This window comes from Methanothermobacter thermautotrophicus (genome assembly GCF_014889545.1).
Taxonomy (GTDB): Archaea; Methanobacteriota; Methanobacteria; order Methanobacteriales; family Methanothermobacteraceae; genus Methanothermobacter; species Methanothermobacter thermautotrophicus_A.
Window position 1 is genome coordinate 25,857 of record NZ_QKOF01000007.1, and the last position, 25,291, is coordinate 51,147.

27 protein-coding genes are annotated in these 25,291 nt (G+C 49.2%); 16 read left to right on the plus strand and 11 right to left on the minus strand.

Annotated elements, in window-relative coordinates; genetic code table 11:
- The first annotated feature begins 82 nt into the window (after nt 1-82).
- Together DNK57_RS07530 and DNK57_RS07535 are read left to right on the plus strand one after the other, a co-directional pair.
- Nucleotides 83-1,384: a phenylacetate--CoA ligase gene (locus tag DNK57_RS07530; RefSeq protein WP_192962362.1), complete on the plus strand. Its 1,302-nt coding sequence runs from the start codon at nt 83-85 to the stop codon at nt 1,382-1,384.
- Between the two features lie 38 nt (nt 1,385-1,422).
- Complete coding sequence (locus DNK57_RS07535; RefSeq protein ID WP_192962363.1) at nt 1,423-1,854, plus strand: ACT domain-containing protein; 432 nt, start codon at nt 1,423-1,425, stop codon at nt 1,852-1,854.
- Between the two features lie 30 nt (nt 1,855-1,884).
- Here the strand turns inward: DNK57_RS07535 and iorB are convergent, their stop codons facing one another.
- Both iorB and iorA read right to left on the minus strand, forming a co-directional pair.
- Nucleotides 1,885-2,475 (minus strand): indolepyruvate ferredoxin oxidoreductase subunit beta, encoded by a 591-nt coding sequence (gene iorB, locus DNK57_RS07540; protein ID WP_192962364.1) that lies wholly within the window; start codon nt 2,473-2,475, stop codon nt 1,885-1,887.
- Nucleotides 2,472-4,328 carry an indolepyruvate ferredoxin oxidoreductase subunit alpha gene (iorA, locus tag DNK57_RS07545; protein ID WP_192962365.1) on the minus strand — a complete coding sequence of 619 codons (1,857 nt, stop codon included), beginning with the start codon at nt 4,326-4,328 and terminating at the stop codon, nt 2,472-2,474. The genes iorB and iorA overlap by 4 nt, the downstream gene beginning before the upstream one ends.
- 318 nt (nt 4,329-4,646) lie before the next feature.
- Between iorA and tfrB the strand changes: the two genes are divergently transcribed.
- The 5 genes from tfrB to glyS are packed head-to-tail and all read left to right on the plus strand — an operon-like array spanning nt 4,647 to nt 10,271.
- Nucleotides 4,647-6,113, plus strand: a complete 1,467-nt coding sequence (tfrB, locus tag DNK57_RS07550) for a fumarate reductase (CoM/CoB) subunit TfrB (protein WP_192962366.1) — start codon at nt 4,647-4,649, stop codon at nt 6,111-6,113.
- Between the two features lie 15 nt (nt 6,114-6,128).
- Nucleotides 6,129-6,851 carry a TrmJ/YjtD family RNA methyltransferase gene (locus tag DNK57_RS07555; RefSeq protein WP_192962367.1) on the plus strand — a complete coding sequence of 241 codons (723 nt, stop codon included), beginning with the start codon at nt 6,129-6,131 and terminating at the stop codon, nt 6,849-6,851.
- Between the two features lie 12 nt (nt 6,852-6,863).
- Nucleotides 6,864-7,961: a DUF1512 domain-containing protein gene (locus DNK57_RS07560; RefSeq protein ID WP_192962368.1), complete on the plus strand. Its 1,098-nt coding sequence runs from the start codon at nt 6,864-6,866 to the stop codon at nt 7,959-7,961.
- Nucleotides 7,962-7,976: 15 nt separating this feature from the next.
- On the plus strand, nt 7,977-8,570 hold the full coding sequence (gene dcd / locus DNK57_RS07565; RefSeq protein ID WP_192962369.1) for a dCTP deaminase: 594 nt from the start codon (nt 7,977-7,979) through the stop codon (nt 8,568-8,570).
- 12 nt (nt 8,571-8,582) lie between these two features.
- Nucleotides 8,583-10,271, plus strand: a complete 1,689-nt coding sequence (gene glyS, locus DNK57_RS07570; RefSeq protein ID WP_192962370.1) for a glycine--tRNA ligase — start codon at nt 8,583-8,585, stop codon at nt 10,269-10,271.
- A 1-nt stretch (nt 10,272) separates the two neighbouring features.
- Here the strand turns inward: glyS and DNK57_RS07575 are convergent, their stop codons facing one another.
- A complete protein-coding gene (locus tag DNK57_RS07575; RefSeq protein WP_192962371.1) occupies nt 10,273-11,154 on the minus strand; it encodes a helix-turn-helix transcriptional regulator in 882 nt (293 codons plus the stop codon).
- 124 nt (nt 11,155-11,278) lie between these two features.
- The gene (locus DNK57_RS07580; protein ID WP_192962372.1) at nt 11,279-12,127 is read right to left on the minus strand and encodes a helix-turn-helix transcriptional regulator; all 849 of its coding nucleotides are present in this window, start codon (nt 12,125-12,127) and stop codon (nt 11,279-11,281) included.
- Between the two features lie 93 nt (nt 12,128-12,220).
- Here DNK57_RS07580 and DNK57_RS07585 point away from each other — a divergent pair, with 93 nt between their 5' ends.
- Nucleotides 12,221-12,961, plus strand: a complete 741-nt coding sequence (locus tag DNK57_RS07585; RefSeq protein ID WP_320056898.1) for a TatD family hydrolase — start codon at nt 12,221-12,223, stop codon at nt 12,959-12,961.
- Nucleotides 12,962-12,987: 26 nt separating this feature from the next.
- Here DNK57_RS07585 and DNK57_RS07590 read toward each other — a convergent pair whose 3' ends face one another.
- From DNK57_RS07590 to DNK57_RS07610, 5 genes are all read right to left on the minus strand, one after another.
- Nucleotides 12,988-13,821 carry a carbohydrate kinase family protein gene (locus tag DNK57_RS07590; RefSeq protein ID WP_226891246.1) on the minus strand — a complete coding sequence of 278 codons (834 nt, stop codon included), beginning with the start codon at nt 13,819-13,821 and terminating at the stop codon, nt 12,988-12,990.
- A gap of 25 nt (nt 13,822-13,846) precedes the next feature.
- On the minus strand, nt 13,847-14,626 hold the full coding sequence (gene minD, locus DNK57_RS07595; RefSeq protein ID WP_192962374.1) for a septum site-determining protein MinD: 780 nt from the start codon (nt 14,624-14,626) through the stop codon (nt 13,847-13,849).
- Between the two features lie 174 nt (nt 14,627-14,800).
- A complete protein-coding gene (locus DNK57_RS07600; RefSeq protein WP_192962375.1) occupies nt 14,801-15,898 on the minus strand; it encodes a DUF2226 domain-containing protein in 1,098 nt (365 codons plus the stop codon).
- Between the two features lie 8 nt (nt 15,899-15,906).
- Nucleotides 15,907-16,266, minus strand: coding sequence for a cell division protein SepF (gene sepF / locus DNK57_RS07605; protein ID WP_192962376.1), 360 nt, complete (start codon nt 16,264-16,266; stop codon nt 15,907-15,909).
- Nucleotides 16,267-17,319, minus strand: coding sequence for a DUF1611 domain-containing protein (locus DNK57_RS07610; protein ID WP_192962377.1), 1,053 nt, complete (start codon nt 17,317-17,319; stop codon nt 16,267-16,269).
- A 122-nt stretch (nt 17,320-17,441) separates the two neighbouring features.
- On the opposite strand from DNK57_RS07610, the gene DNK57_RS07615 reads away from it, so the two are divergent.
- Genes DNK57_RS07615 through DNK57_RS07625 form a run of 3 tightly spaced genes read left to right on the plus strand, consistent with a single transcriptional unit; the run spans nt 17,442 to nt 19,406 of the window.
- On the plus strand, nt 17,442-17,789 hold the full coding sequence (locus tag DNK57_RS07615) for a roadblock/LC7 domain-containing protein (protein WP_192962378.1): 348 nt from the start codon (nt 17,442-17,444) through the stop codon (nt 17,787-17,789).
- A gap of 28 nt (nt 17,790-17,817) precedes the next feature.
- Nucleotides 17,818-18,783, plus strand: a complete 966-nt coding sequence (locus tag DNK57_RS07620; protein ID WP_192962379.1) for a 3H domain-containing protein — start codon at nt 17,818-17,820, stop codon at nt 18,781-18,783.
- 47 nt (nt 18,784-18,830) lie between these two features.
- Nucleotides 18,831-19,406, plus strand: a complete 576-nt coding sequence (locus tag DNK57_RS07625) for a ZPR1 zinc finger domain-containing protein (protein WP_226891195.1) — start codon at nt 18,831-18,833, stop codon at nt 19,404-19,406.
- On the opposite strand, the gene DNK57_RS07630 is transcribed toward DNK57_RS07625, so the two are convergent.
- Nucleotides 19,403-19,795 (minus strand): hypothetical protein, encoded by a 393-nt coding sequence (locus DNK57_RS07630; protein ID WP_192962381.1) that lies wholly within the window; start codon nt 19,793-19,795, stop codon nt 19,403-19,405. The two genes, DNK57_RS07625 and DNK57_RS07630, sit on opposite strands and share 4 nt — an antisense overlap.
- 139 nt (nt 19,796-19,934) lie before the next feature.
- Nucleotides 19,935-20,774: a carboxylating nicotinate-nucleotide diphosphorylase gene (gene nadC / locus DNK57_RS07635; RefSeq protein WP_192962382.1), complete on the minus strand. Its 840-nt coding sequence runs from the start codon at nt 20,772-20,774 to the stop codon at nt 19,935-19,937.
- Between the two features lie 95 nt (nt 20,775-20,869).
- On the opposite strand from nadC, the gene rnz reads away from it, so the two are divergent.
- The 5 genes from rnz to nadA all read left to right on the plus strand — a co-directional run bounded on the left by rnz (nt 20,870) and on the right by nadA (nt 25,278).
- Nucleotides 20,870-21,790 (plus strand): ribonuclease Z, encoded by a 921-nt coding sequence (gene rnz, locus DNK57_RS07640; protein ID WP_192962383.1) that lies wholly within the window; start codon nt 20,870-20,872, stop codon nt 21,788-21,790.
- Entirely contained in the window at nt 21,768-22,514 is a 747-nt protein-coding gene (locus DNK57_RS07645) for a mechanosensitive ion channel family protein (protein ID WP_192962384.1), read from the plus strand. The genes rnz and DNK57_RS07645 overlap by 23 nt, the downstream gene beginning before the upstream one ends.
- The gene (locus tag DNK57_RS07650; RefSeq protein WP_192962385.1) at nt 22,515-23,114 is read left to right on the plus strand and encodes a class E sortase; all 600 of its coding nucleotides are present in this window, start codon (nt 22,515-22,517) and stop codon (nt 23,112-23,114) included.
- Nucleotides 23,072-24,196 carry a roadblock/LC7 domain-containing protein gene (locus DNK57_RS07655; RefSeq protein WP_320056890.1) on the plus strand — a complete coding sequence of 375 codons (1,125 nt, stop codon included), beginning with the start codon at nt 23,072-23,074 and terminating at the stop codon, nt 24,194-24,196. The genes DNK57_RS07650 and DNK57_RS07655 overlap by 43 nt, the downstream gene beginning before the upstream one ends.
- A 167-nt stretch (nt 24,197-24,363) precedes the next feature.
- Nucleotides 24,364-25,278, plus strand: a complete 915-nt coding sequence (gene nadA, locus DNK57_RS07660) for a quinolinate synthase (RefSeq protein WP_192962386.1) — start codon at nt 24,364-24,366, stop codon at nt 25,276-25,278.
- The last annotated feature ends 13 nt before the right edge of the window (nt 25,279-25,291 follow it).

Below are 25,291 nucleotides of genomic sequence, written 5' to 3' on the forward strand. Positions count from 1 at the left end.
AATTATAATTAATGATAATGACAGTTAACATATAAGTCTTTAGAGACAGAAAAAACAAGAAAGCTCATCGAAGGAGATCGAAATGATATGGAACCCTGAAGCCGAATGTATGAGTCAGGAAGAAAAACAGGAATTGCAGCTCAGGAGGCTCCAGAATACAGTTGAAAGAGCCTACGAAAACGTGCCCTACTACAATAAGCGTCTGAACGAGGCAGGAGTATTTCCGGAGGATATAGAAACCCTTGATGACATAGAGAAGCTCCCCTTCACCACCAAAAATGATCTCAGGGAGGCCTACCCCTTCGGCATGTTCGCAGTACCCGATGAGGAGATAGTGGAGGTTCACACCTCATCAGGGACAACAGGTAAACCCGTTGTATCAGGTTACACCAGCAGGGACCTTGAAATATGGTCTGAGGTTATGGCGAGGGCCCTGACAATGGGGATGGCCACAAGGAAGGACCGTATACAGAACTGCTACGGCTACGGGCTATTCACCGGAGGTCTGGGTGTTCACTACGGCGCCCAGAAGATCGGGGCCACGGTGATCCCCATCTCAGCGGGTAACACCAAGCGCCAGATTGAGATCATGCAGGACTTTGGCACCACAGTGATAACATGCACTCCATCCTATGCACTCTACCTTGCAGAGGTCCTTGAGAAGGAGGGTGTGGATATCAGTGAACTGAACCTGAAATCAGGGATATTCGGTGCAGAGATGTGGACCGAGGAGATGAGGAAAACCATAGAGGAAAGGCTGGGCCTCACAGCCCTTAACATCTATGGCCTCACAGAGATAATAGGTCCCGGTGTCGCAATGGAGTGTACCGAGAAGAGGGGTCTCCACATTGCAGAGGACCATTTCTACCCTGAGATAATAGACCCAAAAACCGGGGAGAAGCTCCCCCATGGGACAAAGGGTGAACTAGTGCTTACAACACTCACAAGGGAGGGCATGCCAGTCCTCAGGTTCAGGACCAAGGATATAACGGCCCTCAGAGGCGGTGAATGTGGATGCGGCCGCACCCTTGTAAGGATGGACAGGATAACTGGTAGAAGCGATGATATGCTCAAGATCCGCGGTGTTATAGTGTTCCCGTCACAGATAGAGAGGGCCCTCCTCAAGATAAAGGGACTGGAACCCCATTACCAGATAGTTGTAACAAGGCCCGAGTTCCTTGATGAACTTGAGGTACAGGTGGAGGCATCCCCTGATCTCTTCTCAGATGAGGTTAAACATGTTGAAGAGGCTAAGAGGATGATAGAGAAACATATACACAGTGAGATCGGCCTCAGGGTTAACGTGACACTTGTGGAGCCGGGAAGTCTTCCCAGGAGTGAGGGTAAGGCCATCAGGGTCATAGATAAGAGGAAATTTGACTGAAAACCATGAAGTGAGAGAGGCTCAAAGAGGTGTTTTGAATGAAACTGAAACAGATATCTGTATTCCTTGAAAACAGGAAGGGAAGATTGAAGAATGCCATCCACGCCCTCTCGGAGGCGGGCATCAACATCAGGGCACTTTCAATTGCAGACACATCCGAGTTCGGAATACTCAGGATGATAGTCTCAGACCCTGACCTGGCCAGGAGGGCCCTTGAGGAGAGAAACTTCGTTGTGAGGGTCAACGATGTGATAGCCGTGGAGGTCCCGGATGAACCAGGCGGCCTTGATGGAATACTTGGAGTCCTCACAGACCATGACATAAATGTTGAATACATCTATGCCTTCGTTGAGAAGAAGGGTGAGAAGGCCGTTGTGGTCATAAGGACAGAGGATGTGGATGAGGGCATAAGGGCCCTTGAGGATGCAGGCATACCTGTGCTCTCATCAGAGGACATCCTCATCCTCTAAATCCCTTCCCGGATACCAGCCGCACAGCACTCAGACCTCAGCTGCGGCCTTGAATCCTTCCCTGAAAGCCTTCAAATTCACGTCAATCAGCCTTGGTGGCAGGTTATCCCTCATGGAGCTGATCAGTGCCTCAGATTCGAGGGGGAATCCGGGGGTGGCTGCTGCAGCTCCAAGCATCACCATGTTGAGGGATAGTATGTGACCCGCCCTCAGTGCAATTTCCTCTGCATTGAATCCCCTCACACTCCCCACCCTATCCTCAAGGGTTGAGATTATCTCATCCAGTGGGGGATAGGGGTGCTGGCTCCTCATGAGGTTAAAGGGAGGTATAATTGATGTGTTCATAATGACCGCTGATTCTTCAGACATCTTTGGAAGGGCCCTCATGGCCTCAAGTGGTTCGAAGGCCAGCACAAGGTCTGCTTCTCCATCAGGGATGATGGATCCATGAACTTCACCCATCCTTATCTCAGTTGAGACCGACCCTCCCCTCTGGGCCATGCCATGTATTTCACTCATAACGACGTTGATGTCCCCTTTCATGGCGGCCTCACCGATTATGACAGAGGTCTTTATTATGCCCTGGCCGCCCACACCACAGACGTAGATATTGTAGTTCATCCTTTTCCCTCCGGTTTTATGGCTCCTGCTGGACATATCTGGAGACATACACTGCATCCCCTACACTTGAGGGGGTCTATGAAGACCTTCCCATCAAGGGTCACCATTGCCGGGCAGGCAAGGTCCATTATGCATTCCAGGCAAAGGTCACATTTCTCCTCATCAACAGCCATTGCCCTTCCACGGACAGCTCCAGATGAGAGCATGCATGGATACTTTGAGATCACCACAGCCACTGATTCATGCTCCAGGGCGCGTCTAACTGTTTCTGATGTTCTCTTTATGTTCATGGGGTTCACTGTCTCCACAAACTCCACTCCAGATGCCCTCACTATCTGTTCAATGGAGATCTCAGGGGCCTCATTGCCCATCCCATCAACGGGTAGACCCGGATGTGGCTGGCCACCAGTCATGGCTGTTGTCCTGTTATCGAGGACGACCAGCACAAATCTATGCTTGTTGTGCACCGCATTTATAAGGGGAGGTATGCCTGCATGGAAGAAGGTGGAGTCCCCTATGAATGAGACTATCCTCTGGCTGGTTGCAGCCGAGAATCCGCAGGAGGTTCCTATGCTCGAGCCCATGCTCAGGAGGTAATCGGCTGCAGAGTATGGTGGCTCTATTCCAAGGGTGTAGCACCCTATATCTGTAGGGAATACGATTTCATCCTCTGGTAGGCCCAATTCATCAGCAGCCCTCCTAACTGCATAGTAGACCGCCCTGTGAGGACATCCAGGGCATAGTGAGGGGGGTCTTTCAGGTATTTCAGGAACATAAGATTCCTTTTCAGCTGAAGGTGCGCCTGTAAGCTCTGATATTGCTTTTCGGAGTATGTCCTCGTTGTACTCATATATCTCAGGGAGTGTGCCGTCAAGTTTTCCATGGACATCCACGTCCAGGCGGGCGGATCCCACCACTGCAAGGACCTCCCTCTCCATTACCGGGTCAACCTCCTCCACAACCAGGACCCCTTCAAGGCCTGACAGGAACTCCTCCACCAGCCCTGCTGGGAATGGATAGGTGAATCCGAGTTTGAGTATGGGTAATTCAAGGCCAAGGGAGTCAAGGGCATCGTATACATAGTTGAAGGCCCCCCCTGATGCCACCACCCCGAGGTCTGAGTCACTGCCCCCATTGAATACTCGGTTGAGTTCTGATTCATCGGCACGTATCCTCAGTTCCCTCATCTTATCAACAAGTTTCCTGTGCATCACCCTGGCAGTGGCCGGTACCGGTACAAATCGTTCCGGTTCCTTACTGAAGAACCCCTCTGATGGTTCATGCATCCTGCTGCCCACCTCAACCACTCCCCTCATGTGGGATACCCTGGTTGTTGTCCTCAGGAGGACCGGGAGACCATAATCCTCTGAGAGTTCAAAGGCGTGGTTCATGAATTCAAGCACCTCCTGGGGGTTTGATGGTTCCAGGAGGGGTACACATGCAAGTCGGGCGTAGTGTCTGTTGTCCTGTTCGTTCTGGGATGAGAACATGGAGGGGTCATCGGCTGTGAGAACCACCATGCCGCCCCTCACACCTGTGTAGGCTGTGCTCATGAAGGAGTCAGAGGCCACGTTAAGGCCCACATGTTTCATGAAGGTGAATGATCGCACACCTGAGGCTGCTGCAGCTGCAGCCACCTCCATGGCCACCTTTTCATTCACAGAGAATTCAAAGTACATGCCCGCCCTCTTCGCAATCCCTGAGAGTACATTACCTATCTCAGATGATGGTGTTCCAGGGTAGGTGCTTGCAACCCCCACCCCAGACTCTATCGCTGCCCTCACAGCAGCCTCGTTACCAAGTAAGAAGAGTTTATCGCCCCTTCTGGCGTTAAGGATATCCTCCAGTTCCATTAAATCACCTTTTTCATGTGGATCTTCACATACTGAATCCGGTTAGTTTGATGAACAGTGATCTTCCCGCCCTGATCTGATAATCTCTGAACAGTTCTTCAGTGGTGGCATGGGGCCGATACCCATATCATGTTCAGTATCCATGAAGCCTGGAGCCGGGATGGCACATTCAGAGATTTAGCAGGGACTTCCAGAATACATCTGTCTGTACTGTTTAAAAGTTTATCAGTTGAAGGCACAAACCTTAATATGTGTTAATCAACAATTAAAATTCAGTTCCTTCTGAAGTTTTTCATATGAGTCAGCATGGAGATGGAAATGATAAATATCAGGGTTTTAAGATTTGAGCCAGGCGTGGATGAGGAACCACACCTTGAAAGTTATGAAATACCCTCAAAGGAGAACATGAAGGTCCTTGACGCCCTTCAACTCATAAATAAAATTCATGGAGCCAATATTGCATTCAGGAGCTCCTGCAGGGCAGGGCAGTGCGGTTCATGCGCTGTTAAGATGAATGGGGAAGTTGTGCTGGCATGCCGCGCTGAGGTGGAAGATGGTGCCATCATAGAACCCATCGACCTCCCAGTTATAAAGGACCTTATGGTCGACCGTGGAGAAATAGAGGAGAAGGTCAGGTCAATGCAGTTATACCTCCAGTCATCATCTGAGGGAATCCAGAGGATCAAACCAGAGGATTACCTGGACTCCAAAAAGCTGAGGGGATGTATTGAATGCTTCTCCTGCATAAGCTCATGCCCGGTTATAAAGGAGAGTGCAGAGTACGCGGGGCCCTACTTTATGAGGTACCTCTCCAAGTTCGCCTTCGACCCCCGTGACACCGCTGACAGGGCACGGGAGGGTGTGGATGAAGGGCTCTACTGCTGTACAACCTGCGGTAAATGTGCAGAGGTCTGCCCCAAGGAACTCAATGTGCCAGGTGATGCCATTGAGAAACTGAGGGCTATGGCATGCAGAGAGGGTGCCGGACCCCTCGATGCCCACAGAAGGATCAGGAAACTCATATCAGAAACAGGAAGATCCGTTGACAGGATAAAGGACGGCTTCATTGAATCAGTCGGTGAAACCCCTGGGTCAAGGATAGGTTTCTTCACCGGCTGCCTCGTGGATTACCGGATGCCGGAGGTGGGAATGGCACTCCTCCGGGTTCTCAGGGAACACGGCTTTGATGTTGACGTCCCGGAGGGGCAGGTCTGCTGCGGATCCCCCATGATAAGGACAGGGCAGGTTGACATCGTTGAGGACCTCGTTGAGAAGAACAGGAGGGCCCTGCAGGACTATGATACCATAATAACCGTCTGTGCTGGCTGCGGAGCCACCCTTAAGAAGGACTATCCACGCTACGGTGTTAAACTGAACGTCCTCGATATAAGCGAATTCCTTGCAGACAGGATCGACACCCTCAAAATGAAGCCAGTCAATATGAGGGTGACCTACCATGACCCATGCCACCTCAAGCGGGGACAGGGAGTGGAACTGGAACCCAGGGAGATCCTGAGGAAGATACCTGGTCTGGAATTCGTTGAAATGGAAAAGCCCGACCAGTGCTGTGGATCAGGTGGAGGTGTGAAGTCTGGTAAACCAGAGGTGGCAGAGGCCCTCGGCAGGAAGAAGGCTGATATGATACGCGACCTCGACGTCGACGCTGTTGTGACGATATGCCCCTTCTGTCAGCTACATATAAGGGACTCCCTTGAACTGGCGGGTCTGGGTGATGTCAGGGTCATGAACATACTTGAACTGCTGGACCTCGCCTATTCTGATTGAAGGGTGGAGAGATACATGGAAGCCACTGAACTGCTGGCAGAAAACATCAGCGTTGTCTTCGTCGAACCTGAAACCCCTGGAAACATCGGTTTCCTTGCAAGGGCCATGAAGAATTTTGGTCTCAGGACCCTGATTCTCATAAACCCATGTGAACTTGAGGATGAAGCCTACTACCAAGCGATGCATGCAAGGGACATCGTGGAGGGCGCCCTTATTTACCGGGACCTGCCTGAGATGATGACTTCCCTTGAGCCTGACTTCCTTGTGGGGACCACCGGTGTGCCGGGTGGCAGTTACAATGTGGACAGGATCCCCCTCAGACCCTCCCAGCTTGCAGATGCCATCAGGCCCTCCTCAAGGACCTTCATACTATTCGGACGCGAGGGTGACGGCCTTTCCAATGAAGAGATAGGCATGTGCGACATGGTTGTGAGTGTACCTACCTCAGAGGAGTACCCCATAATGAACATAACACATGCCGCAGCCATAATATTCTATGAACTGTTCAGGAACAGGAAATTCAGATGTGAGGGCCTTGAAGAGGCTTCTGGCCTTGAGAAGGGTCTTCTCCTGGATGAAATGGATGATATACTCTCACTGATTGACATCCCGGAACATAAGCGGAGGGTTGCCTCGAGGGTATTCAGGAACATCACCGGAAGGGCCTTCATAACCGCAAGGGAGGCCCACACACTTAAGGGAGTGCTCAGGAGAATAAAGAATAGCATCAAAGGTTGATGGTGGTTCTCTATGCCCTTCAGCATGCTTGATATCCTTGGTATGGCTTTATTTATCCTCCTAATCATACTGCTCCCTGCCATCGTCAGGATGAGGATCTTCTCAGCCATTGAGGGGGCCATAACCGAGCTGGAGGATATGGATGAGAAGGCCCTGAAGATACTGGCAGAACTAACAGGTGCTGAAGACGTCACTAGCCTTGATGGTTACCTTGAATTCTTCATAATCCCCCCATCGGATATAGACCCATCAGGACTGGCAGATAAATACCGGAGGCTCCTCGAGATGGGTGATATGAGGCTCCGGGAACTTGTTGAAAAATTTCCGCCCGCCGCTGATACTGAAAGGAGGGCTAACATCATTATGTGCATCAGGGTTGCTGCAGGAATGAGGGGGATACTCAAATTCCTCAGGCACAACCTTGAAGTTGCAAGGAAAACCGGGAACCTCCAGGTCCTTGTGGCGCTCCAGATGAACCTTGGACTGATCATGAGAACCGCTAGGGCCTACATGGACGGCTGCAGGGCCATATCCTCCTCCCTTCCCATCGGTGATGGTGCAGGTCCCCTCACAGCCGGGATGCTGATAGATGACCGTGACCCCAGGGAGTACCTCCATGAAATGGTCTACGTTAAAAAGAGGTTTATGGGGAAGGATGTTGGCATCTTGAGGCCCATGGGCACCGGTTCAAGGCTCGGAATGATAATAAAGGCCCTGGAGGATGTCCTTGCCAGGGATGAATTTGATGAGATAATAATGGTCGATGCCGCTGCAAAGCTTGAGGGTGAGAAGACCGGGGCTGTGGCCTGCGGGATGGGTGTGGCCATCGGCGGCTCAGGTGTTGAGAAGTGGTTCATAGAGAACATGGCGCTGGAAAAGAGGACCCACTCCATCATAATAAAGATGTCACCTGAGGAGGCGATGGTTCAGATGACAGAGGACGTCCTGAAGGGCTGTGAGGCTGCCCTTGACCAGATAAGGGGAATACTATCTGAATCGGATGCAGAATCCATCCTCATTGTGGGTGTCGGTAACAGCAGCGGCATCCCTGATTCCGTAGAAAACCCCGGTGAAATCCGGGTTAAGAAGGAGGATAACAGCAGAGAATAGATAGGAGATGTTTTAATGGCGATACTCAGTGACCGTGACATAAAGAGGTACATCGAGGATGGTCTCATCACCATAGACCCCCTTGATGACCCTGAAAGACAGATACAGCCCTCATCGATTGATCTCAGGATAGGTAATGAATTTAAGGGATTCAGGGTTATAAGGAAACCCTGCATTGATCCGAAGGATCCCTCAGATATAGAGTCATATATGGAGACATTCCATGTTGAGGACGGTCCCTTCATAATACATCCGGGTGAGTTCGCCCTTGCAACGACCCACGAATATATAGGTCTCCCTGATGACCTTGTTGCGAGGGTTGAGGGCCGTTCATCCATCGGGAGGCTGGGTATAACCATGCATGTAACAGCAGGGTACATAGACCCTGGTTTCCATGGAAGGATAACCCTTGAAATATCCAATATAGGTAAGATGCCCGTTGCGCTTTACCCCAGACAGAGGGTGTGCCAGATAGTATTCGAGACAATGACGTCTCCAGCAGAGAGACCCTACGGGCACCCCTCACGTGACAGCAAGTACATCGGCCAGACAAGGCCCCAGACAAGCAGAATAAAGGATGACTATGAGATAAAAAACTCCAGACTTTAGGGAGTGATTAATGTGAACCATGAAAAAACCATGACAGTTGCAAGGAAAAGAGGTTTCCTGTGGTCTTCATTTGAAATTTACTCAGGTGTCGCGGGTTTTGTGGACTACGGTCCACTGGGTGCGATACTCAAGAACAAGATAATGAACCGATGGCGTGAATTCTATGTTGTCAGGGAGGGCTTCTATGAGATAGAGTCCCCCACAATAATGCCAGAGGAGGCCCTCAAGGCATCTGGGCACGTAGACCACTTCAATGACCCCATGACCCAGTGCAAGGAATGTATGGATGTTTACCGTGCCGATCATATCATTGAGGATGCCACCGGACGCGACGTTGAGGGTCTTGAGAACCAGGAACTCACAGAGATCATATCAGAGGAGGGCATAAGGTGCCCGAGGTGTGGAGGACACCTGACCCATGTCTGGAGCTACAACCTCATGTTCCAGACCCTCATAGGGGCCAGGGGTAAGAAGACAGGGTACCTCAGGCCTGAAACAGCTCAGGGCATATTCATACCCTTCAAGAGGCTCCTGAGGTTCTTCAGGAACCGTCTGCCCTTTGGCGTTGTCCAGCTTGGTAAATCATACCGTAACGAGATATCCCCCAGACAGGGAGTTATAAGGCTCCGTGAATTCACACAGGCAGAGGCAGAGATATTCGTGGACCCTGAGGACAAGACACACCCCGACTTTGAGGAGGTTAAGAATGACACCCTCCGGCTGTACCCTGCCGAAAGACAGATTGAAGATTCCGGGCCCGTGGATATGACGGCCTTGGAGGCCCTTGAAGATGGTGTAATTTCGAGTGAAGTCCTCACATACCATCTATGCCTTGCAAAAAGATTCCTGACAGATATAGGCATCCCTGAGGAGGCCCTCAGGTTCAGACAGCACCTTCCATCTGAAATGGCCCACTATGCAATTGACTGCTGGGACGTTGAGGCGTTTACAGATTCCTATGGGTGGATAGAGATCATCGGGATTGCTGACAGGACCGACTATGATCTCAGGTCCCACAGCCAGCACAGCGGAGAGGACCTCAGGGTCTTCATAGAATATGATGAACCCAGGAGGATTAAGAAACGTGCTGTCAGGCCGGACATGGGTAGACTTGGGCCAAGGTTCCGTAAGGATGCCGCCAGGATAGCCAGCGCCCTCAGTGAGGTTGATGTGGAGGAAATGGAGAGGGCCCTTGAGGAGGAGGGAAGGTTCATCCTTGAGGGTGAATTCGAAATACTCCCCGGTGATGTCACCTTTGAGGATGTTGAGGAAGTTGTGACGGGAAGGAAGGTGTATCCCCATGTCATAGAACCCTCCTTTGGTATTGACCGTATAATCTACACCCTCCTCCTGCACTCACTTGTGGATGATGGGGAGAGGACCTACTTCCGTCTCCCTGCCCACGTCGCACCAGTTGAGGTGACCGTTCTTCCCCTGGTGAACCGGGAGGAGATGGTGAGAAAAGCCCTTAATATAAAGAGAAACCTCAGAAGATCAGGTTTTATCGCTGAATTTGATTCATCGGGAACAATAGGGAGGAGATATGCCCGTGCAGATGAGATAGGGGTTCCATTTGCAGTTACAGTGGACCATGAGACCCTTGAGGATGGTACAGTGACCCTCCGGAAGCGTGATGACTGCAGTCAGGTGCGTGTGAAGATCGAGGAACTGGTCCCAACACTTGAAAAACTCAGGGGATAAATCATTCCTCTGCAGGGACCACCTCATCCAGGTTAACACCCAGCATCTCACTGTCCAGAGCTGCAGAGAGGCCCCAGTGATAATCAAAGAGGTCGTTACCCCACCGCAGGAGTTCATCAGCGTGGCCAATTATGACCCTTGTTCCTGCGGGGTCATGTCCATCCTCCCTCATCAGACTCATTGAAAAAAAGGTGTCGGAGACCATATATGATATTTCCTGTTTCTCCTCAAGGATTCCTATCCTTAGAAGACCAGAATCCATGGCCTCCTTAATGTTCATGCCGGCTGATTCCCTGATGAATACAGGGTAGCTTTCATGTGTGAGTATGAGTTCAGCTGCCCCTCCACTCTCAAGGAAACTGCCTATAGCATCGGTGTGCCGGGGAAGACAAATGGAAAGCATTGACCTGAGGTGGGTGGAGTTATCCAGCATCTCCAGATAGGTTGCATATGGCTCCTCAAGGTTACTTAGGGTGGCTTCGACAGTGTAGGCGTCCCTGAATACATTTATCCTCATTAGAAATTCCATTGGTATGCCAACTATTGAGTGTTCATTCCAGAAGTCCCTGTGAAGCCTGACTGCGTCCATTGAGGCTATGAACCTTGAAAGGATTGCACCCATAAGTTTCCCCTTCGACGTCAATCTGCAGGCATCCTGACTCCTCTCAACCACTCTTTTTGATTCCAGTTCCATTAAGGAATGGGTTATGGTTGAATCTGGAGCCATCATACTCCCCCTGATATCAGAAATAGATTTTTCACCATCCATAAGGGAGAATATTATCCTTGACCTCACACGTGAGCCAGTGAGAAACTTGATTTCAGCCAGATCCTGAAGATCATATTCATAACTTGACGATAGCTCATCATGTTTAAATTTCATTCCATCCCTCCACCGTAAGTCAGCTTACCCGAAAGATCTCCCTGAAATTCATAATTTTATATGGAAAGCATTATCCTTGAAGTTTGATTTCCTTGAATCCACCAGCACACTGAAATTCATAATTTTATATGGAAAGCATTATCCCGGTAATATTCCTTAGGCCAAGCTTCTCTGATCGTTCACGATAATGTTCATAAAGACGATGGCCCCACTCAATGGCCCTCCTGTCCGTGCTCATGATATCCCTGTTCTGGTCATAAAAACCGTTCCTATCAAATAGGCCCAGTGAGAGAAACTTATCGGTTACCGTGAAAGCAACCTTCAGATCACCGGCAAAACGTCTTACCTTGAGGTTTCTGTTTTTAATGGCTGTCTTTAGGAGGCTGAAGCTCGCATTTAAAACCATTTCCCTTATAACACCGTCACTTAAAACAAGTTCAATGGGTACACCCTCCTCAAGGAATCCTTCATATATGTCTATGAGGTCCCTGTGGGATATGGGTGAAACACCGTATATCTCACTGGATCCCCTTATGAGTTCCCTGTATGTGTTATGGGGCCGGTATATATCTGAAGGTGATGCCATTATTAGTTCTGAATTGATGAGCCAGTCAATATCCTCGAGGAGGTCCCGGGGGATCCCGCTTATATCATGGTCAAGCCATATATCCTCAAGGCCATTTATGACCCTCACAGAATCAATTAGTTTCATTGCAGAGAGTCCCATGAGTTTCATCTCAGGGGTGAGACTGTACCTCTCCCCCCTCAACCTCACTGAACCCTCATCAATAAGAAGTCTAATGTTACTGTAGAGTGCTGGCAAGCTTACATTAACTTCCCCCCTTATCTCATCAAAGGTTTTCGGTGATTCAAGTAGGGATGCTATTATCCTGAACCTTACCGTTGATTTCAGGATGAACTGAATGTCATCATAAAGATATTCATATACATCCGTGAGTATCTCACCATCCATGCATGCATCACTCCTCTCACTACAGTTATATCCTCCAGAGTTAAATATTTTTGATAGAACTGAACGGGAGGAGTTGAGCTGATAGACAGTCATATACATGCAGATACAAGACCCATTGAGGATTTTGATTTGATGGCTGTGAGTGGTGTTGAGGAAGCCGTAACATGCGCCCATGACCCCCTTGAGGCCCTATCATCAGATGTTATCCTTGCACACCTCAGGAGGCTTCTCATGGTCGAGCCCGGAAGGGCGTCCTCCAGAGGCCTCAAACTCCACGTGGCGCTGGGGATACACCCGCGGGCCATACCCCCGGACCATGGGAGGGTCCTTGAAGAACTTCCTGGCCTCCTTAAAAATCCATCTGTGGTTGCTGTGGGTGAGATAGGTCTTGATTCAGGGTCAGAAATTGAAAAAAGGGTGTTCGTAGAGCAGCTGCAGATGGCAGATGAACTGGGATTCCCTGTTATTGTGCACACCCCCCGCACCGGGAAGCCAGAGGTGACCCCCCGGATAGTAGATCTGATAGGAGAGAACATTGATGAGGATAGGGCTGTGGTTGAGCATGTCAACATGGATGTGCTCCCCGATCTGATTGAAACTGAATGCATACTCGGCCTCACCGTGCAGCCTGAAAAGCTCACTCCCAGCGAAGCCGTGGATATTCTCAGGGAATATGGGACCGAAAGATTCGTACTGAACAGTGACATGAGCTCAGCACCATCGGACCCCCTTTCTGTTCCGAGGACAGTTCACCGGATGAGGATGGAGGGCTTCGGGAGGAGAGAGATAAGGAGGGTGTCCCGGGAGAATATCAAAGATATCCTGAAGATTTAACCTCCTGAAAACTATGCTGAGAACCACTAAAGGGCCCCGAACCTCGAAATCACATTAAGGGCTACTCTGTGGCCTCCCCTGAGACATTGTGATGGTTCAGATCCCCTGAGCCATTCTGACATGAAACCCGCTGCAAAGGCATCACCTGCACCGGTTGTGTCGATGGCCCCAGCATCCTCAACCTTCATTTCAAGGGAGTGGTCTGCTGAGAAGAAGGATGCACCACCCGGTCCATGGGTTACAACAACGTTATCGACACCGAGATCCAGCAACCTGGAAATCCCGGATTTACGGGAGCCAGTAAGAACCTCAAGTTCATCATCATTCAGAAATAGGACCTCTGTCCTCCTGAGGACAGGTTCAAGGACATCAAGGCCATAGGATGCCAGAAGGCCGCCTGGACTGAATGAGAGCTCCCTGATTTTGGCAACAGTATGTGCAACTTCAACGTAGCATCCGCTGATGTGAACAGCATCCGCGGCCCTGATACACCTTTCCTCAAGTGTTCCGATCTCAAGTTCTGCATTGGCCCCCATGTATGAATAGATTGACCTCCTACCAGCACCATCAACCGATATGAAGGCCATGCCTGTAGGCCTCTCAACCACAGAGAGACAACTTGTGGATACGCCCTCTGATTCCAGTCTTGACCTTATTATTTCCCCGTACACGTCTCTGCCCGTGACAGCCACTATACCTGAACTGAAACCAAGGGCTGAGAGCCAGACAGCAAAGTTAAGTGCGGAACCCCCTGGGATGATGTGGATGTCGTCTATGTACATCTCAGAGTCTGGTTCAACAAACTCCGGCACCCTGAAGATGAAGTCCATGTTGCAGGTCCCGACACTGACAACATGCATCAAAATAAATCACCAGGGGGGGTGATCATCTCCGCCCCATTAAACCGCTTATGAGTTTTGCAATAACCCCCTGCTTGTTAGGCTCAATTGGCTGGTATTCCTCGCCAATGAGGTCTGCTGCAAGCTTCATGAGGGCGTTACTTGCAGGGGACTTTGGATTCTTAATGACTATCGGCTCACCAAAGGCCGCTGCACGGCTTACCTCAGGGTCATCCGGTATCACCGCAATTACAGGGACCTCCAGTATTGTTTCAACCTCATCAACACTCAGGAAGGTCTTATCGTACTGTTCACGGTTTATAACAACACCTATTATATTTATATCCAGTTTACTTGCGACGATCTTTGTCTTAAGGGCGTCACTTATTGATGGTACCTCAGGTGTTGTGACAAGGAGAAGTTCATCTGCAGCTGCAAGGGCTGCTACAGCGTCCTTTTTAAGTCCCGCAGGGGCATCTATGAGGAGTATGTCGGTATCCTCTATGAGGTAGGCCAGGGCGTCCTCCAGGCGGTCAAGCTTAACATTCCTCAGACCCTCAAGGGATATACCCGCCGGGACAACCCTCACACCGTTTGGTCCCTCATAAACAGCGTCCTCGATTGAAGCATTACCTGCAAGAACATCATGGAGGGTAACTGATTTCCCCTCCATCCCAAGGATCAGTTCAAGGTTCGCCATTGCTATATCAGCGTCAAGAACGACAACTCTTTCACCGTAGGTTGAGAGCGCAACACCAAGGTTTGCAGTGATGGTTGTCTTCCCCACACCTCCCTTACCTGATGCGACTGTAATCACTCTTGTCATTCCAATACCTCCAGATAATAGTCGGTCATTCCAGTATAAATATTGTTACACGCATCGTCCTTTTCATTACCCTAATCTGACATTCAGGAGTTCATGTAAAGTGGTTATATCCAGATAGGACACAATTCCAATCTGGATGGGTACCCGAATCGGTTAACCTCTGGTCTTCGACCATCAGCGTATCTCAATACTCACCTCAAAGTTATCCACAATCTCAGGGAAATCCCTGAAGGTCTTCCTGAGCTCCATCTCGACTATGTCCATGATGTGGAACTTGAGTTTGTCCTCCTCACCGGAGTCTCCCATTATCCTTGAGAACAGTCCCTTACCCTCATGTTCAACCATTATCTTTATCTTTCCACGGAGGTCATAGGCGTTGTCAAGGAATACTATGACCTCAGCACCCTTTATCCTGGGTATTCCAAGTATTGACATCTTTATCTTATTCATCAGGGTGAGTTCAACCCTCTCGGGATCTATATCTGTGATTGCGCCCCCCTTATATGTCTCAAGGACCCTTTCAACTTCCTCTTCAGCAATATCCCTGAGGCCATACTTTTTCATTAACTCGTCCCTGCTGAGGGGTTTTCTGGGCTCTTCAGACTCTTCCGGAGTTTCAATCTCCTCTGAAGATACTTCTGGACCCTGTGAAACCTCAGAGGATTCTGTTAATGGTGCTTCCTCCATGTTAGTATCGTCTGTTAAATCAGAAGCACCCGCATTAACATCAGTCCCTACAGAAACGTCAGAATCTGAATTCGCATCCTGTTTAACCTCTACCTGAACATCTGTTGCTGAATTCAGAGCCCCCTCACGAACCTCGACCTCACCATGTCCCTCCTTTTCAGCTTCCGCTTCCGGGGGGTTTAATGGCTGCCTGTAGCTTGCCTCCCTGGGGTTGAAGTAGGACTCCTCCTCAACCTCTGGCACTTCAACTTCAGTTATCTCATCAACAGCCTCTTCGATTCTGTAGATCTTGTTTATATCAATGAGATAGTCCAGCTGTGACCTTTTAAGGTCAAACAGTTCTATGAGGGTGTCTGTTTTATCAGCCACCTCCATTATCCTATCAAGAGCCTCCCCCTTCATGAAGCGTCCATAGGATGCTGCAACATGTGATCCATCCCTGAAGAGGATGTAACCCTCATCCGATGCATGTGTAACCCTTATGAATCCATTGTATTCATCTCTGGCAAGTTTTTCAAGAAGTTCCGTGAAGTCTATTTCATCACCGTAGGATATCTTTGATGGTTTGGTGATCGGAAGCTCCATTAATTTCACTACCCCTTCCTGATGAGTTTGATTTCCCTTGGAGTTATTATAACAACGTTCTTCTCCTTATTGCAGAGCAGTATGGCTTCAGCGCCGTGGTTCTCCCTCAGATCCTTTATACGTTCACCGACGGCTTTGAAGTCCTCGGGACTGTCCCTCTGAATTTCGGTTAAGTCAAGTATAACCGGATTTTTCTCTTCGGTCACCTGAGAAAGGGCGTCCTCCACATCCCCCAGGGATCCTGCCTTAAGGAGAATTATCTCATAGAATGAATGTTCCGGCACTATTATCGTCTCTGTCTCCTCAGATTCCCTCACTTCCTCATCCAGCCCGACACTTTTTTTCAGCATTTCCAGGATATCCCTCAACTAAATCTCCCCTATGTAATCCATGATGACGTCCATCAACCGTGATGCCCCCCCATTTTTAACATCAACAACAGGAAGTCCGAAGCGGTTTTCATATTCCTCCATTATGGATCTGTCATTAATGTTTCTTAAATTTAAGGAAATAGCTATAACCCTTGTTGGCTCGAGTGCCTCTATGGCCCTTATCTCCTCTTTTATTCCTCGAGGTTTTCTGTAGGGATGGTTTGGTCTGTGGCAGAGTACCGTGACATCTGGCATTGCCCCTATGAGTATCGAGGCCGACAAACCCCTGGGATGGGGGTTCCCCATTTCAGTCAGACTGGACTGGCCCTCTATGAATATGATGTCAGGGTTCTTCTCCTCCTCAATGTACCTGACTGACCCCATGAGGGCAGCTGCAACATCCATCACCGAAAGACTGCCCGCACGGAAGTTTATGTCCACTGGCTGTTCAAGGCCCATCTCATCGGTTGATATCACGCCCACCTCAAGACCCCTCTCAATGGCCTCCTTCCCCAGCAGCCTTGTGGTTGTGCGCTTACCGCATTCCTGTGAGGTTCCACCTACAAATACGAGAGGCGCCTTATGCCTGTAATTTATCTTGGGGAGTATCTCGGTGCAGCGTGGAGGGGCTACTCCAAATATTCTCCTTATGTTATCGAGTCTGGGGCTTATCTCCTTTATCTTCACATTCATCCTTTCAGCGAATTTGATGAGTGATGTGTTCTCGGATAGTGGGAGTGATCTGAAGGATGTGACAACGTTCTTGCCCTCATTTATTGCCTGGACAGCGTACTTGAGGGCTGTGCCCTCGGCACCTATGGGGAGCATGATGGCAACACTACGGGCGTCTGTCTCCTCTATTAAGTCAAGGAGGCTTGATGACACCTTAAAACCGCAAAAATCAGTCCCATGTTTTTTTGGGTCGTCATCAACGAATCCAACAGCCTCAACACCCTCAAAGTTTGCGAATTTTTCTCCTCCGCCACCACAGCCTATTATTATGAATGGATTCAGCTCCCTGAGTTCCTCCACAGAAGATAATGTGTGCAAATAATCACTCCTTTAATACTTGCTGGAATCAAATAGAAACTGACTTAGTCATACCCATTTAATTAATAAATACTCAAAGCATATATATTTTAGGTGGAATACTCTGTTTATGGAGGCATAGTATGATAGCAAGAATACTTAAAGATTTAGGTAGGATCAATGGGGTAAACGGTTCCCTTGTTGTCGGTAAGGATGGTCTGGTAATTGAGAGCGAGGTGCCATCTGATATCGATGGGGAACTGGTTGCTGCAATGGCTTCAGCAGTGTTCGGTACCGCCGAGAGGTCAGCTGAGGAGATAAAGCACGAGCCCCTTGAACAGGTCATGATTGAGGGTACCAGAGGGAAAACTCTCATGATAGATGCTGGGGAGGGAATACTTGTACTTATAACCGATGTTGATATAAATCTTGGACTTATACGTATAGAGATGAGGAGAAGCGCTGAGCGCATTAAGGATCTCCTGACATAATCTTCATTTTAGTTTTGGGGAGTGTAAATTGAAAAAGCCCTACGTTATACTTATTGGAAGTGCCTCTGGTATAGGGAAGTCAACGGTGGCATCTGAGCTTGCAAGGGAACTCAACATAAAGCACCTGATAGAAACGGATTTTATAAGGGAGATAGTGAGGGGTATAATCGGGCCAGATTATGCTCCAACACTTCACAGGTCCTCCTTCGATGCCTACACAGCACTCAGGGACAAGGAACGTTTCAAGGGAGATGGCATGGAGGCACTGATATGTGCCGGTTTTGAGGAGCATGCCTCCTTCGTAATTCCCGCCATCGAGAAGGTCATAGAAAGGGCTGTTGCAGATTCCGATGACGTTGTAATAGAGGGCGTACATCTCCTCCCCGGATTCATAAACACGAAAAAGTTCGGTGAAAATGCCTCAATTCATTTTTTTGTTCTCTCGGCTGAGGAGAATGTTCACAAGGAACGTTTCGTCAAGAGGGCCATGGAGATTAAAAGGGGCGGTAAACACCTTGAATACTTCCGGGAGAACCGTATAATACATGATCACCTTGTTAAGAGTGCCAGGGAACATGGAGTCCCTGTCATCAACAATGATGATATAAACTGTACAATCAGGAGGATGCTCTCCTTCATAAGGGAGAACTGCGCCGAGGTGACCCTCCAGCACCCCGTTGAAAGGCTGGGTGATGTCATTGAAATAATCATAAAGAGACATGGCGGCAGGATCGTTGACGTCTCCTACCCAATACCTGGATTCTCACAGCCGCTTAAACGTGAAGTGAACGTATACGACCCAGCTGAAGCTGAAAGATTTCTTAAAAGATTAAATGAGAGTCCCAAAAGGAAAAGAGATCTTGAAAGGTTATATACACTTTCAAATAATGTTCACAGTCATAAAATATGTGCTCCAGATCCTGAAACTCTTCAGGAAATACTCAGGGAACTGGAAGAGAGTGGACTGGTCTACACTGAAGAGAATGGCGACTGAAATTAAATCCAGAAACATCAAGGGGTGGCAGTGTGAATCAGCAGGATATGAAAATTGACTGTCCGGTCTGCGGTGGAGAACGATGCATGACTGCAATAACAAGGGTTGAAAGGATTCCCTACTTTGGAGAGATAATGGAGTCAGTACTGATCTGTGAGAGATGTAGCTACAGGAGCACCGATATAATATGCCTCGAACAGAAGGAACCCTCCAGGTACATAATCGAGGCAGATGAGGATACACTCAACGCAAGGGTGGTTAAGTCACAGTCAGCAACCATCAGGATACCTGAACTGGGACTGAAGGTCGAGCCAGGCCCCAGGTCAGCCGGTTACATCTCCAACATAGAGGGTGTTGTTGAGAGATTTGAAAACGCCCTTAAAACCGCTCTCAACCTATTTGAAGAAGAAGAATCAAAGGAAAAAACCTCAAAGATTTTAGAGATGCTACAGGAAGTTCGCGGAGGTTCCAGAAAGGTTACAGTGATAATCGAGGATCCCTTCGGCCAGAGCTTTGTGGGCCATCCCAGGGCTGTGAAGGAAAAACTTTCAGAGGATGAAATAAAATCCCTTAAGACTGGATTCCTTGTCTTTGAATCAGAAGAGAATGATGATGAGGATTAATCCTCATCGATGTCCCGGAGTTTAAGCGTGCGCTGGATGTCCATGGCCATGGCATCACAGTCAGCCTTTATTGCCTCAAGGTGGGCCAGGAGACGTTCCTTCTCATGGTTGATCCTTTCAATGTTCTTGTAGGGGTATATGCACTCCTTGAGCATTTCATATTCCACTGTTGCATAGGGGTACTGGTTCAGCTGGGTGCAGACCCTTTCAAGGATCTCACCGAGGAACTTGTTCATTTCAACCTTGACCCTCTCACGTATCATCTTATCGCTGTCAAGGTGCTGCTTCATCAGCCTGACAACCTCTGCCTTTGCAAAGGGTAATTCCTCAGTTTCCTCTTCAGTTTCAGTGATATCAGCATTATTATTCTGAAACTCTTCATTTTCCATAATTTCAACCTCCAATGAACTATATCTGGGTCAAGGTATATAAATCTATTCCATATCCTTGAAGAAACCATCAATTATAATTATTAAGTGGAGGGTTCGGATTAATTAAATTGATGGTTTCAATCACCAGAATCAAAATTCATTTTAGTTCCCTTATTTCAAGGCTGAGGTCAACTGGACAGGCTGAAGAGGTTATAAAGCCCATTGATATAACTTCGACACCAGTGGATGCGTAATCTTCAATATTATCAGGTTTAATGCCCCCTGATGCCTCAACTATAACATCACCCCTGAGTCCGCGCCCTTCAAGTTCCTCCAGGGTATTCCTGATTGTATCAGGTGACATGTTATCAAGGAGTATTATGTCAGCTCCGGCCTCAGCCGCCCTCACAGCATCATCCGAACTCTCAACCTCCACCTCAACCTTCTTTGTGAAACTCACATGGTCCCTCACACGCCTAACCGCATCCTCAATGCTGCCCACAATGGCTATGTGATTATCCTTGATCATTGCACAGTCATCAAGCCGGAATCGGTGGGTGTCTCCTCCACCAATCCTGACAGCCTGTTTCTCAAACCACTGAAGACCAGGCGTCGTTTTCCTTGTGGCCGCTATCCTTATACCCCCATTCACCGCCCTGGCCCTCTGAAGCATTTTCCGTGTAAGGGTCGCTATACCGCTCATCTTCATCATGAGGTTCAGCATGGTCCTCTCAACCATAAGGATATCCATGGCATCCCCCTCAAGGGTTAGAAGGCGCTCACCGGCCTTTATGGTATCACCATCATCCTTCCACCGGATCAGGGATATGGAGAACTCCCGGGCCATCATCTCCGCAACATCAACACCCGCAACAACTCCATCTTCCCTGGAAACGACATCAGCGACCACCTCTGTTCCCCTTTCAATGAGTGCCTCCGTTGTTATATCCTCAAATCCAACATCGGCCCTGATCATCTCCCTGATAATATCAATCATAAAGATCCCCTAAATTAATATAAAGGGAAGAATTATAAATCTTATGTCCAGCAGGGAGATCTGGAAAAGAAGAGCATTTATGAAAGAGGGATAGGATGGAAGTGACATTCCTTGGCACATCATCAGCGGTTCCATCGAAAAACAGGAACCACACCTCCATAGCCCTCCGCATACCCGGTGAAGTATTCCTCTTTGACTGCGGTGAGGGGACCCAGAGGCAGATGGCCCTTGCAGGGATCAGTCCCATGAAGGTTACAAGGATATTCATAACACACCTCCACGGGGACCACATACTCGGAATACCTGGAATGATACAGTCCATGGGCTTCAGGGGGCGTGAAGAAGCCCTTGACATCTATGGCCCCCCCGGTATCCATGAGTTGCATGAGTGCATAATGAAGATGGGCTACTTCACCCTCGACTTCGATATCAACGTCCATGAGGTCAGGGGCGGTAACGTTATTGAGGAGGAGGATTACCGTGTCACCTCAGCCCCGGCCTCCCACTCAGTCTTCAACCTCGCATACTGCTTCGAAGAGAAGAAGAGGCCCAGGTTCCTCAGGGAAAAGGCCATTGCACTGGGACTCAAACCAGGCCCAGCCTTTGGGAAGCTACACAGAGGCATGCCTGTAAGGGTCGGTGATCGGGTTATAATGCCTGATGAGGTTCTAGGAAGCCCCAGGAAGGGTGTGAAGGTATGTTACTCGGGGGACACTCGCCCCTGTGAGTCTGTTATAAAACTTGCAGAGGGTGCGGACCTCCTTATACATGAATCAACACTGGAGGCGGGTAGTGAGGATAAGGCCGCTGAAAGCGGGCACTCAACCGCCAGAGAAGCTGCAGAGGTTGCAAAATCAGCAGGAGTGAAGAGACTGATACTCACACACCTCAGCACGCGCTACAAGCGCACTGAGGTTATCCTGGAAGCTGCCAGGGAGGTATTCCCCATGACCGAGGTTGCTGATGACCTTATGACGGTGGAGGTGAAGGCTGATGACTCCTCTCCCGACAGTTGAAAGCATTCTAATAATAACTGTAACCGTGATGGCGGCTGTCCTCCTTGTTAAGTGGACGTCCTACTTCCTGAGGAAATCCGCCAGAAAATGGGAACTGGACCTAACACTCATACAGGTCATCAATGACATAATAAAGTACAGTGTTTATTTCATCGCAGCAAGTATAGTCCTTCGGGAACTCGGCATCGATATAACTGCAATAACCGTCAGCCTGGGAATAGCCGGTGTTTCAGTGGGTTTTGCATCAAGGGACATAATATCCAACTTCATATCGGGGATGTTCATCCTTGCAGATAAGAGTTTCAGGGTGGGTGACACCATAGAGGTTGCCGGCCAGCGCGGAAGGGTCAGGAAAGTTGGATTCAGGACAACGACTATAGAAACTCCAGAGGCAGGGTTAGTGACGGTTCCAAACTCCACCTTCTCAAAAACAGCCTATGTGAATTACAGCGCTGAGGACCGGAGGAGGGTTGAACTGAGGGTCAACCTTGACTATGACATCGACCTGGAGAGATTTGAATCCGATGTGAAGGACGTCCTCATGAGGGTTCCCGGCATACTGAAGGACCCTGAACCCGGACTGATCATACTGGAATTCACTGATACAGGCATCAGCGCCAAGGTAACTGCCTGGATACCTGATCCTGACAGGGTGACAAGATACAGGTCCGTGCTTGCTGCTCATGTGAAAAAAATCCTGAGGAAACACAGAGAAGGGTCATGAATGAAAAAAACAGGACTCTACGCATCTCTCATATGCCTTTTTTTCATCATGTTAAGTTCGGGTATAATAATAAAGGGATTGGAGGACTACAAGGCCCTTGAAAGATCGAGGGCCCACCTTGAGAATTACAAGAACGCCCCAAGGGAACTCTTTGACCCTGCGCCCAGCAGCAGCGCAGGTTCCAGGGGCCCGGTCATTGGAAAGCTCATCATACCCCGCATAGGGGTCAGTTGCTGGATAAGGGAGGACACCGTCAACGCCTATGAATCAGTGTATCACTATCCCGAAAGCGTTATGCCAGGATCCAGCGGGGAGTGCGGAATCCTCGGGCACAGGACAACCTACTCAGGGCCCTTCAGAAGGATTGGAATGCTGAGGAAGGGTGACCAGGTGATAATAGAGGATGCATCATCCTCCATCCGCTACATCTACACAGTGACATCCAATGGTGATGATATAAGGTGGGATTACAAAACGAACCCTGTGAGGTTTTCCCAGGGCGGGGATGCCAGGCTAATGCTCATAACATGTTATCCCCCAGGTCAGAAGAAGGCTGCGTGGATAACACACTGCAAACTTGTAAAGAAGGAGAACATCTAAGCGGGGGTTTTAGAATAATTGAAGATATAATTGGTGAAATCCTGGAAATTGATGGCGTTGAGGGGGTTATCCTAATAGATGGGTCAGGCCAGATCATCTACGGTGCTGGATCCTTCAGCAGGGAGGTGGGGTCAATGGCCCAGGTGATGGCCGAGGCCTCAGGTAAACTCATAAACCGGGCAGGTCAGGGGGAATACCGGTCTGCTGTGATGGAGTTCCCTGGCGGGAAGATGGTGCTCCTGAACGACAGCCACCAGCTACTTGTAATGGCTGATAGGAGATCCAATCTTGGGAGAATCATCCTTCTTGCAAGGAAGACCATGAGCAGGCTCTCAGAACCTGGCATGGCCAGTGAACTGGCTTCCCTGAAGACGGCCATTGCCCCTGATAGGGATGAGGCTACAGTTGCACAACCGGAATACACTGCTGTTAGAGTAAGGTCCGAAATCAGCGAGGTTGAAGATTCAGATGTATCTGAGACGCTCCTATCTGATGCTCCGGCAGATTCAGCTGAATCTGAGGCCATGGATGATGAAGATGGGATGGTCGCCAGGGTCCCTGAGGGTGACCGTGAACCCCTGGAATCACCCGGAATACCTGAGGTCAAACCTCCACTCTCACTACCTGAACTGAGACCCCTTGATGTCCCGGATGACCCGGAGGGACAGATTGAAGTCGCCCTCACCATCTACGAGCACGTACTCCTTGCAATGTCAATAGGGGCCAGCAAGATAATGGGAGTTGCCCCGGCAGGTGGGATGCTCAGAAAGTCCCTTCCATACAGCGAATGTCCTGAAACACTGCGGGACGTGAATGTGCTTGGAAGCGCGTCCCTGAACTTCAGGAGGCTGAGAGAGAACATTGAAGCCTCGGGTCACAGCCTCGAGAAGATTAAAGAGGACTTCGAGAGGATAATCGCGTCCATAACAGAAAATTATGGTCGTGTTATGGGATATGATGCATTCAGGGGGATGATAAGGCCAGAATTCAAGAGGATCCACCGGGCCTACAGTGCTGCCATGGATGAACTTGGAATAACAGGGACCATTCACCCTGAGCTGAGGAAGATCTGGGAGGAATGATTCCCTTCCCCGGAAGCCCAGATTAAAAACTTTATAAAGGGCAACACCGACAATAAAACCCGCCCAGAGCCCAGCCCCCATGGAAAGCTTTATAAAACATGAAATACTATTAAATAAATGCATTGATTCTTAATTTTTACTTATGATAACTCTCAGTAGGGACGCTTATGTTAAATCAGCTGCAAAGAGATATTCTAAGGTTGAAGAAGGAGAAAAATGCAATTATACTCGCCCATAATTATCAGAGGAGAGAGATACAGGAGATTGCAGATTTTAAAGGGGATTCTCTTGAGCTCTGTGTTGAGGCATCCAGGATAGAGGGGAAGGATATTGTCGTCTTCTGTGGAGTAGACTTCATGGCCGAGACAGCCTACATACTTAACCCTGATAAGAAGATCCTGATACCTGACAGGGGCGCTGAGTGTCCCATGGCACACATGCTCAGTGCCGAGGACGTTAGGATGGCCAGGAAGAGGTACCCTGATGCCGCCGTTGTCCTCTATGTTAACACACTTGCAGAGGCGAAGGCCGAGGCTGATATCCTCTGTACATCAGCCAATGCCGTCAGGGTCGTTGAAAGCCTGGATGAAGACCTGGTTCTCTTCGGACCCGACAGGAACCTTGCATGGTACGTCCAGCAGCACACAGACAAAACCGTGATACCCATACCCGAGGAGGGACACTGCTATGTCCACAAGATGTTCACGGCCGGGGATGTTATGGCTGCAAGGGAAAAGTATCCCGAAGCCGAGCTCCTCATACACCCTGAATGTGACCCGGAGGTCCAGGAACTTGCTGATCACATTCTGAGCACCGGGGGAATGCTCCGCAGGGTCCTTGAATCAGATGGTGAGAGTTTCATAATCGGTACAGAGGTTGACATGAGCACCCGCATCAGCCTTGAATCGGACAAGAGGACTATACCCCTCCTTGAAGAGGCCATATGTGAGAACATGAAACTCCACACACTAGAGAAGGTTAAAAATTCCCTGATAAATGAGGAATTTGTTGTTACGGTTCCTGATGAAATCGCCAGAAGGGCCAGGAGGGCTGTTGAGAGGATGATCGAAGTATCAAAATAGAGATCATATCCGC

Excerpts from the sequence above, each read along its gene's own strand:
- DNK57_RS07530 (WP_192962362.1), top strand. The coding sequence starts at position 83 with ATGATATGGAACCCTGAAGCCGAATGTATGAGTCAGGAAGAAAAACAG.
- DNK57_RS07535 (WP_192962363.1), top strand. The coding sequence starts at position 1,423 with ATGAAACTGAAACAGATATCTGTATTCCTTGAAAACAGGAAGGGAAGA.
- iorB (WP_192962364.1), bottom strand. The coding sequence starts at position 2,475 with ATGAACTACAATATCTACGTCTGTGGTGTGGGCGGCCAGGGCATAATA.
- iorA (WP_192962365.1), bottom strand. The coding sequence starts at position 4,328 with ATGGAACTGGAGGATATCCTTAACGCCAGAAGGGGCGATAAACTCTTC.
- tfrB (WP_192962366.1), top strand. The coding sequence starts at position 4,647 with ATGATAAATATCAGGGTTTTAAGATTTGAGCCAGGCGTGGATGAGGAA.
- DNK57_RS07555 (WP_192962367.1), top strand. The coding sequence starts at position 6,129 with ATGGAAGCCACTGAACTGCTGGCAGAAAACATCAGCGTTGTCTTCGTC.
- DNK57_RS07560 (WP_192962368.1), top strand. The coding sequence starts at position 6,864 with ATGCCCTTCAGCATGCTTGATATCCTTGGTATGGCTTTATTTATCCTC.
- dcd (WP_192962369.1), top strand. The coding sequence starts at position 7,977 with ATGGCGATACTCAGTGACCGTGACATAAAGAGGTACATCGAGGATGGT.
- DNK57_RS07575 (WP_192962371.1), bottom strand. The coding sequence starts at position 11,154 with ATGAAATTTAAACATGATGAGCTATCGTCAAGTTATGAATATGATCTT.
- DNK57_RS07580 (WP_192962372.1), bottom strand. The coding sequence starts at position 12,127 with ATGGATGGTGAGATACTCACGGATGTATATGAATATCTTTATGATGAC.
- DNK57_RS07590 (WP_226891246.1), bottom strand. The coding sequence starts at position 13,821 with ATGCATGTTGTCAGTGTCGGGACCTGCAACATGGACTTCATCTTCAGG.
- minD (WP_192962374.1), bottom strand. The coding sequence starts at position 14,626 with ATGACAAGAGTGATTACAGTCGCATCAGGTAAGGGAGGTGTGGGGAAG.
- DNK57_RS07600 (WP_192962375.1), bottom strand. The coding sequence starts at position 15,898 with ATGGAGCTTCCGATCACCAAACCATCAAAGATATCCTACGGTGATGAA.
- DNK57_RS07615 (WP_192962378.1), top strand. The coding sequence starts at position 17,442 with ATGATAGCAAGAATACTTAAAGATTTAGGTAGGATCAATGGGGTAAAC.
- DNK57_RS07625 (WP_226891195.1), top strand. The coding sequence starts at position 18,831 with ATGAAAATTGACTGTCCGGTCTGCGGTGGAGAACGATGCATGACTGCA.
- DNK57_RS07630 (WP_192962381.1), bottom strand. The coding sequence starts at position 19,795 with ATGGAAAATGAAGAGTTTCAGAATAATAATGCTGATATCACTGAAACT.
- nadC (WP_192962382.1), bottom strand. The coding sequence starts at position 20,774 with ATGATTGATATTATCAGGGAGATGATCAGGGCCGATGTTGGATTTGAG.
- rnz (WP_192962383.1), top strand. The coding sequence starts at position 20,870 with ATGGAAGTGACATTCCTTGGCACATCATCAGCGGTTCCATCGAAAAAC.
- DNK57_RS07645 (WP_192962384.1), top strand. The coding sequence starts at position 21,768 with ATGACTCCTCTCCCGACAGTTGAAAGCATTCTAATAATAACTGTAACC.
- DNK57_RS07650 (WP_192962385.1), top strand. The coding sequence starts at position 22,515 with ATGAAAAAAACAGGACTCTACGCATCTCTCATATGCCTTTTTTTCATC.
- nadA (WP_192962386.1), top strand. The coding sequence starts at position 24,364 with ATGTTAAATCAGCTGCAAAGAGATATTCTAAGGTTGAAGAAGGAGAAA.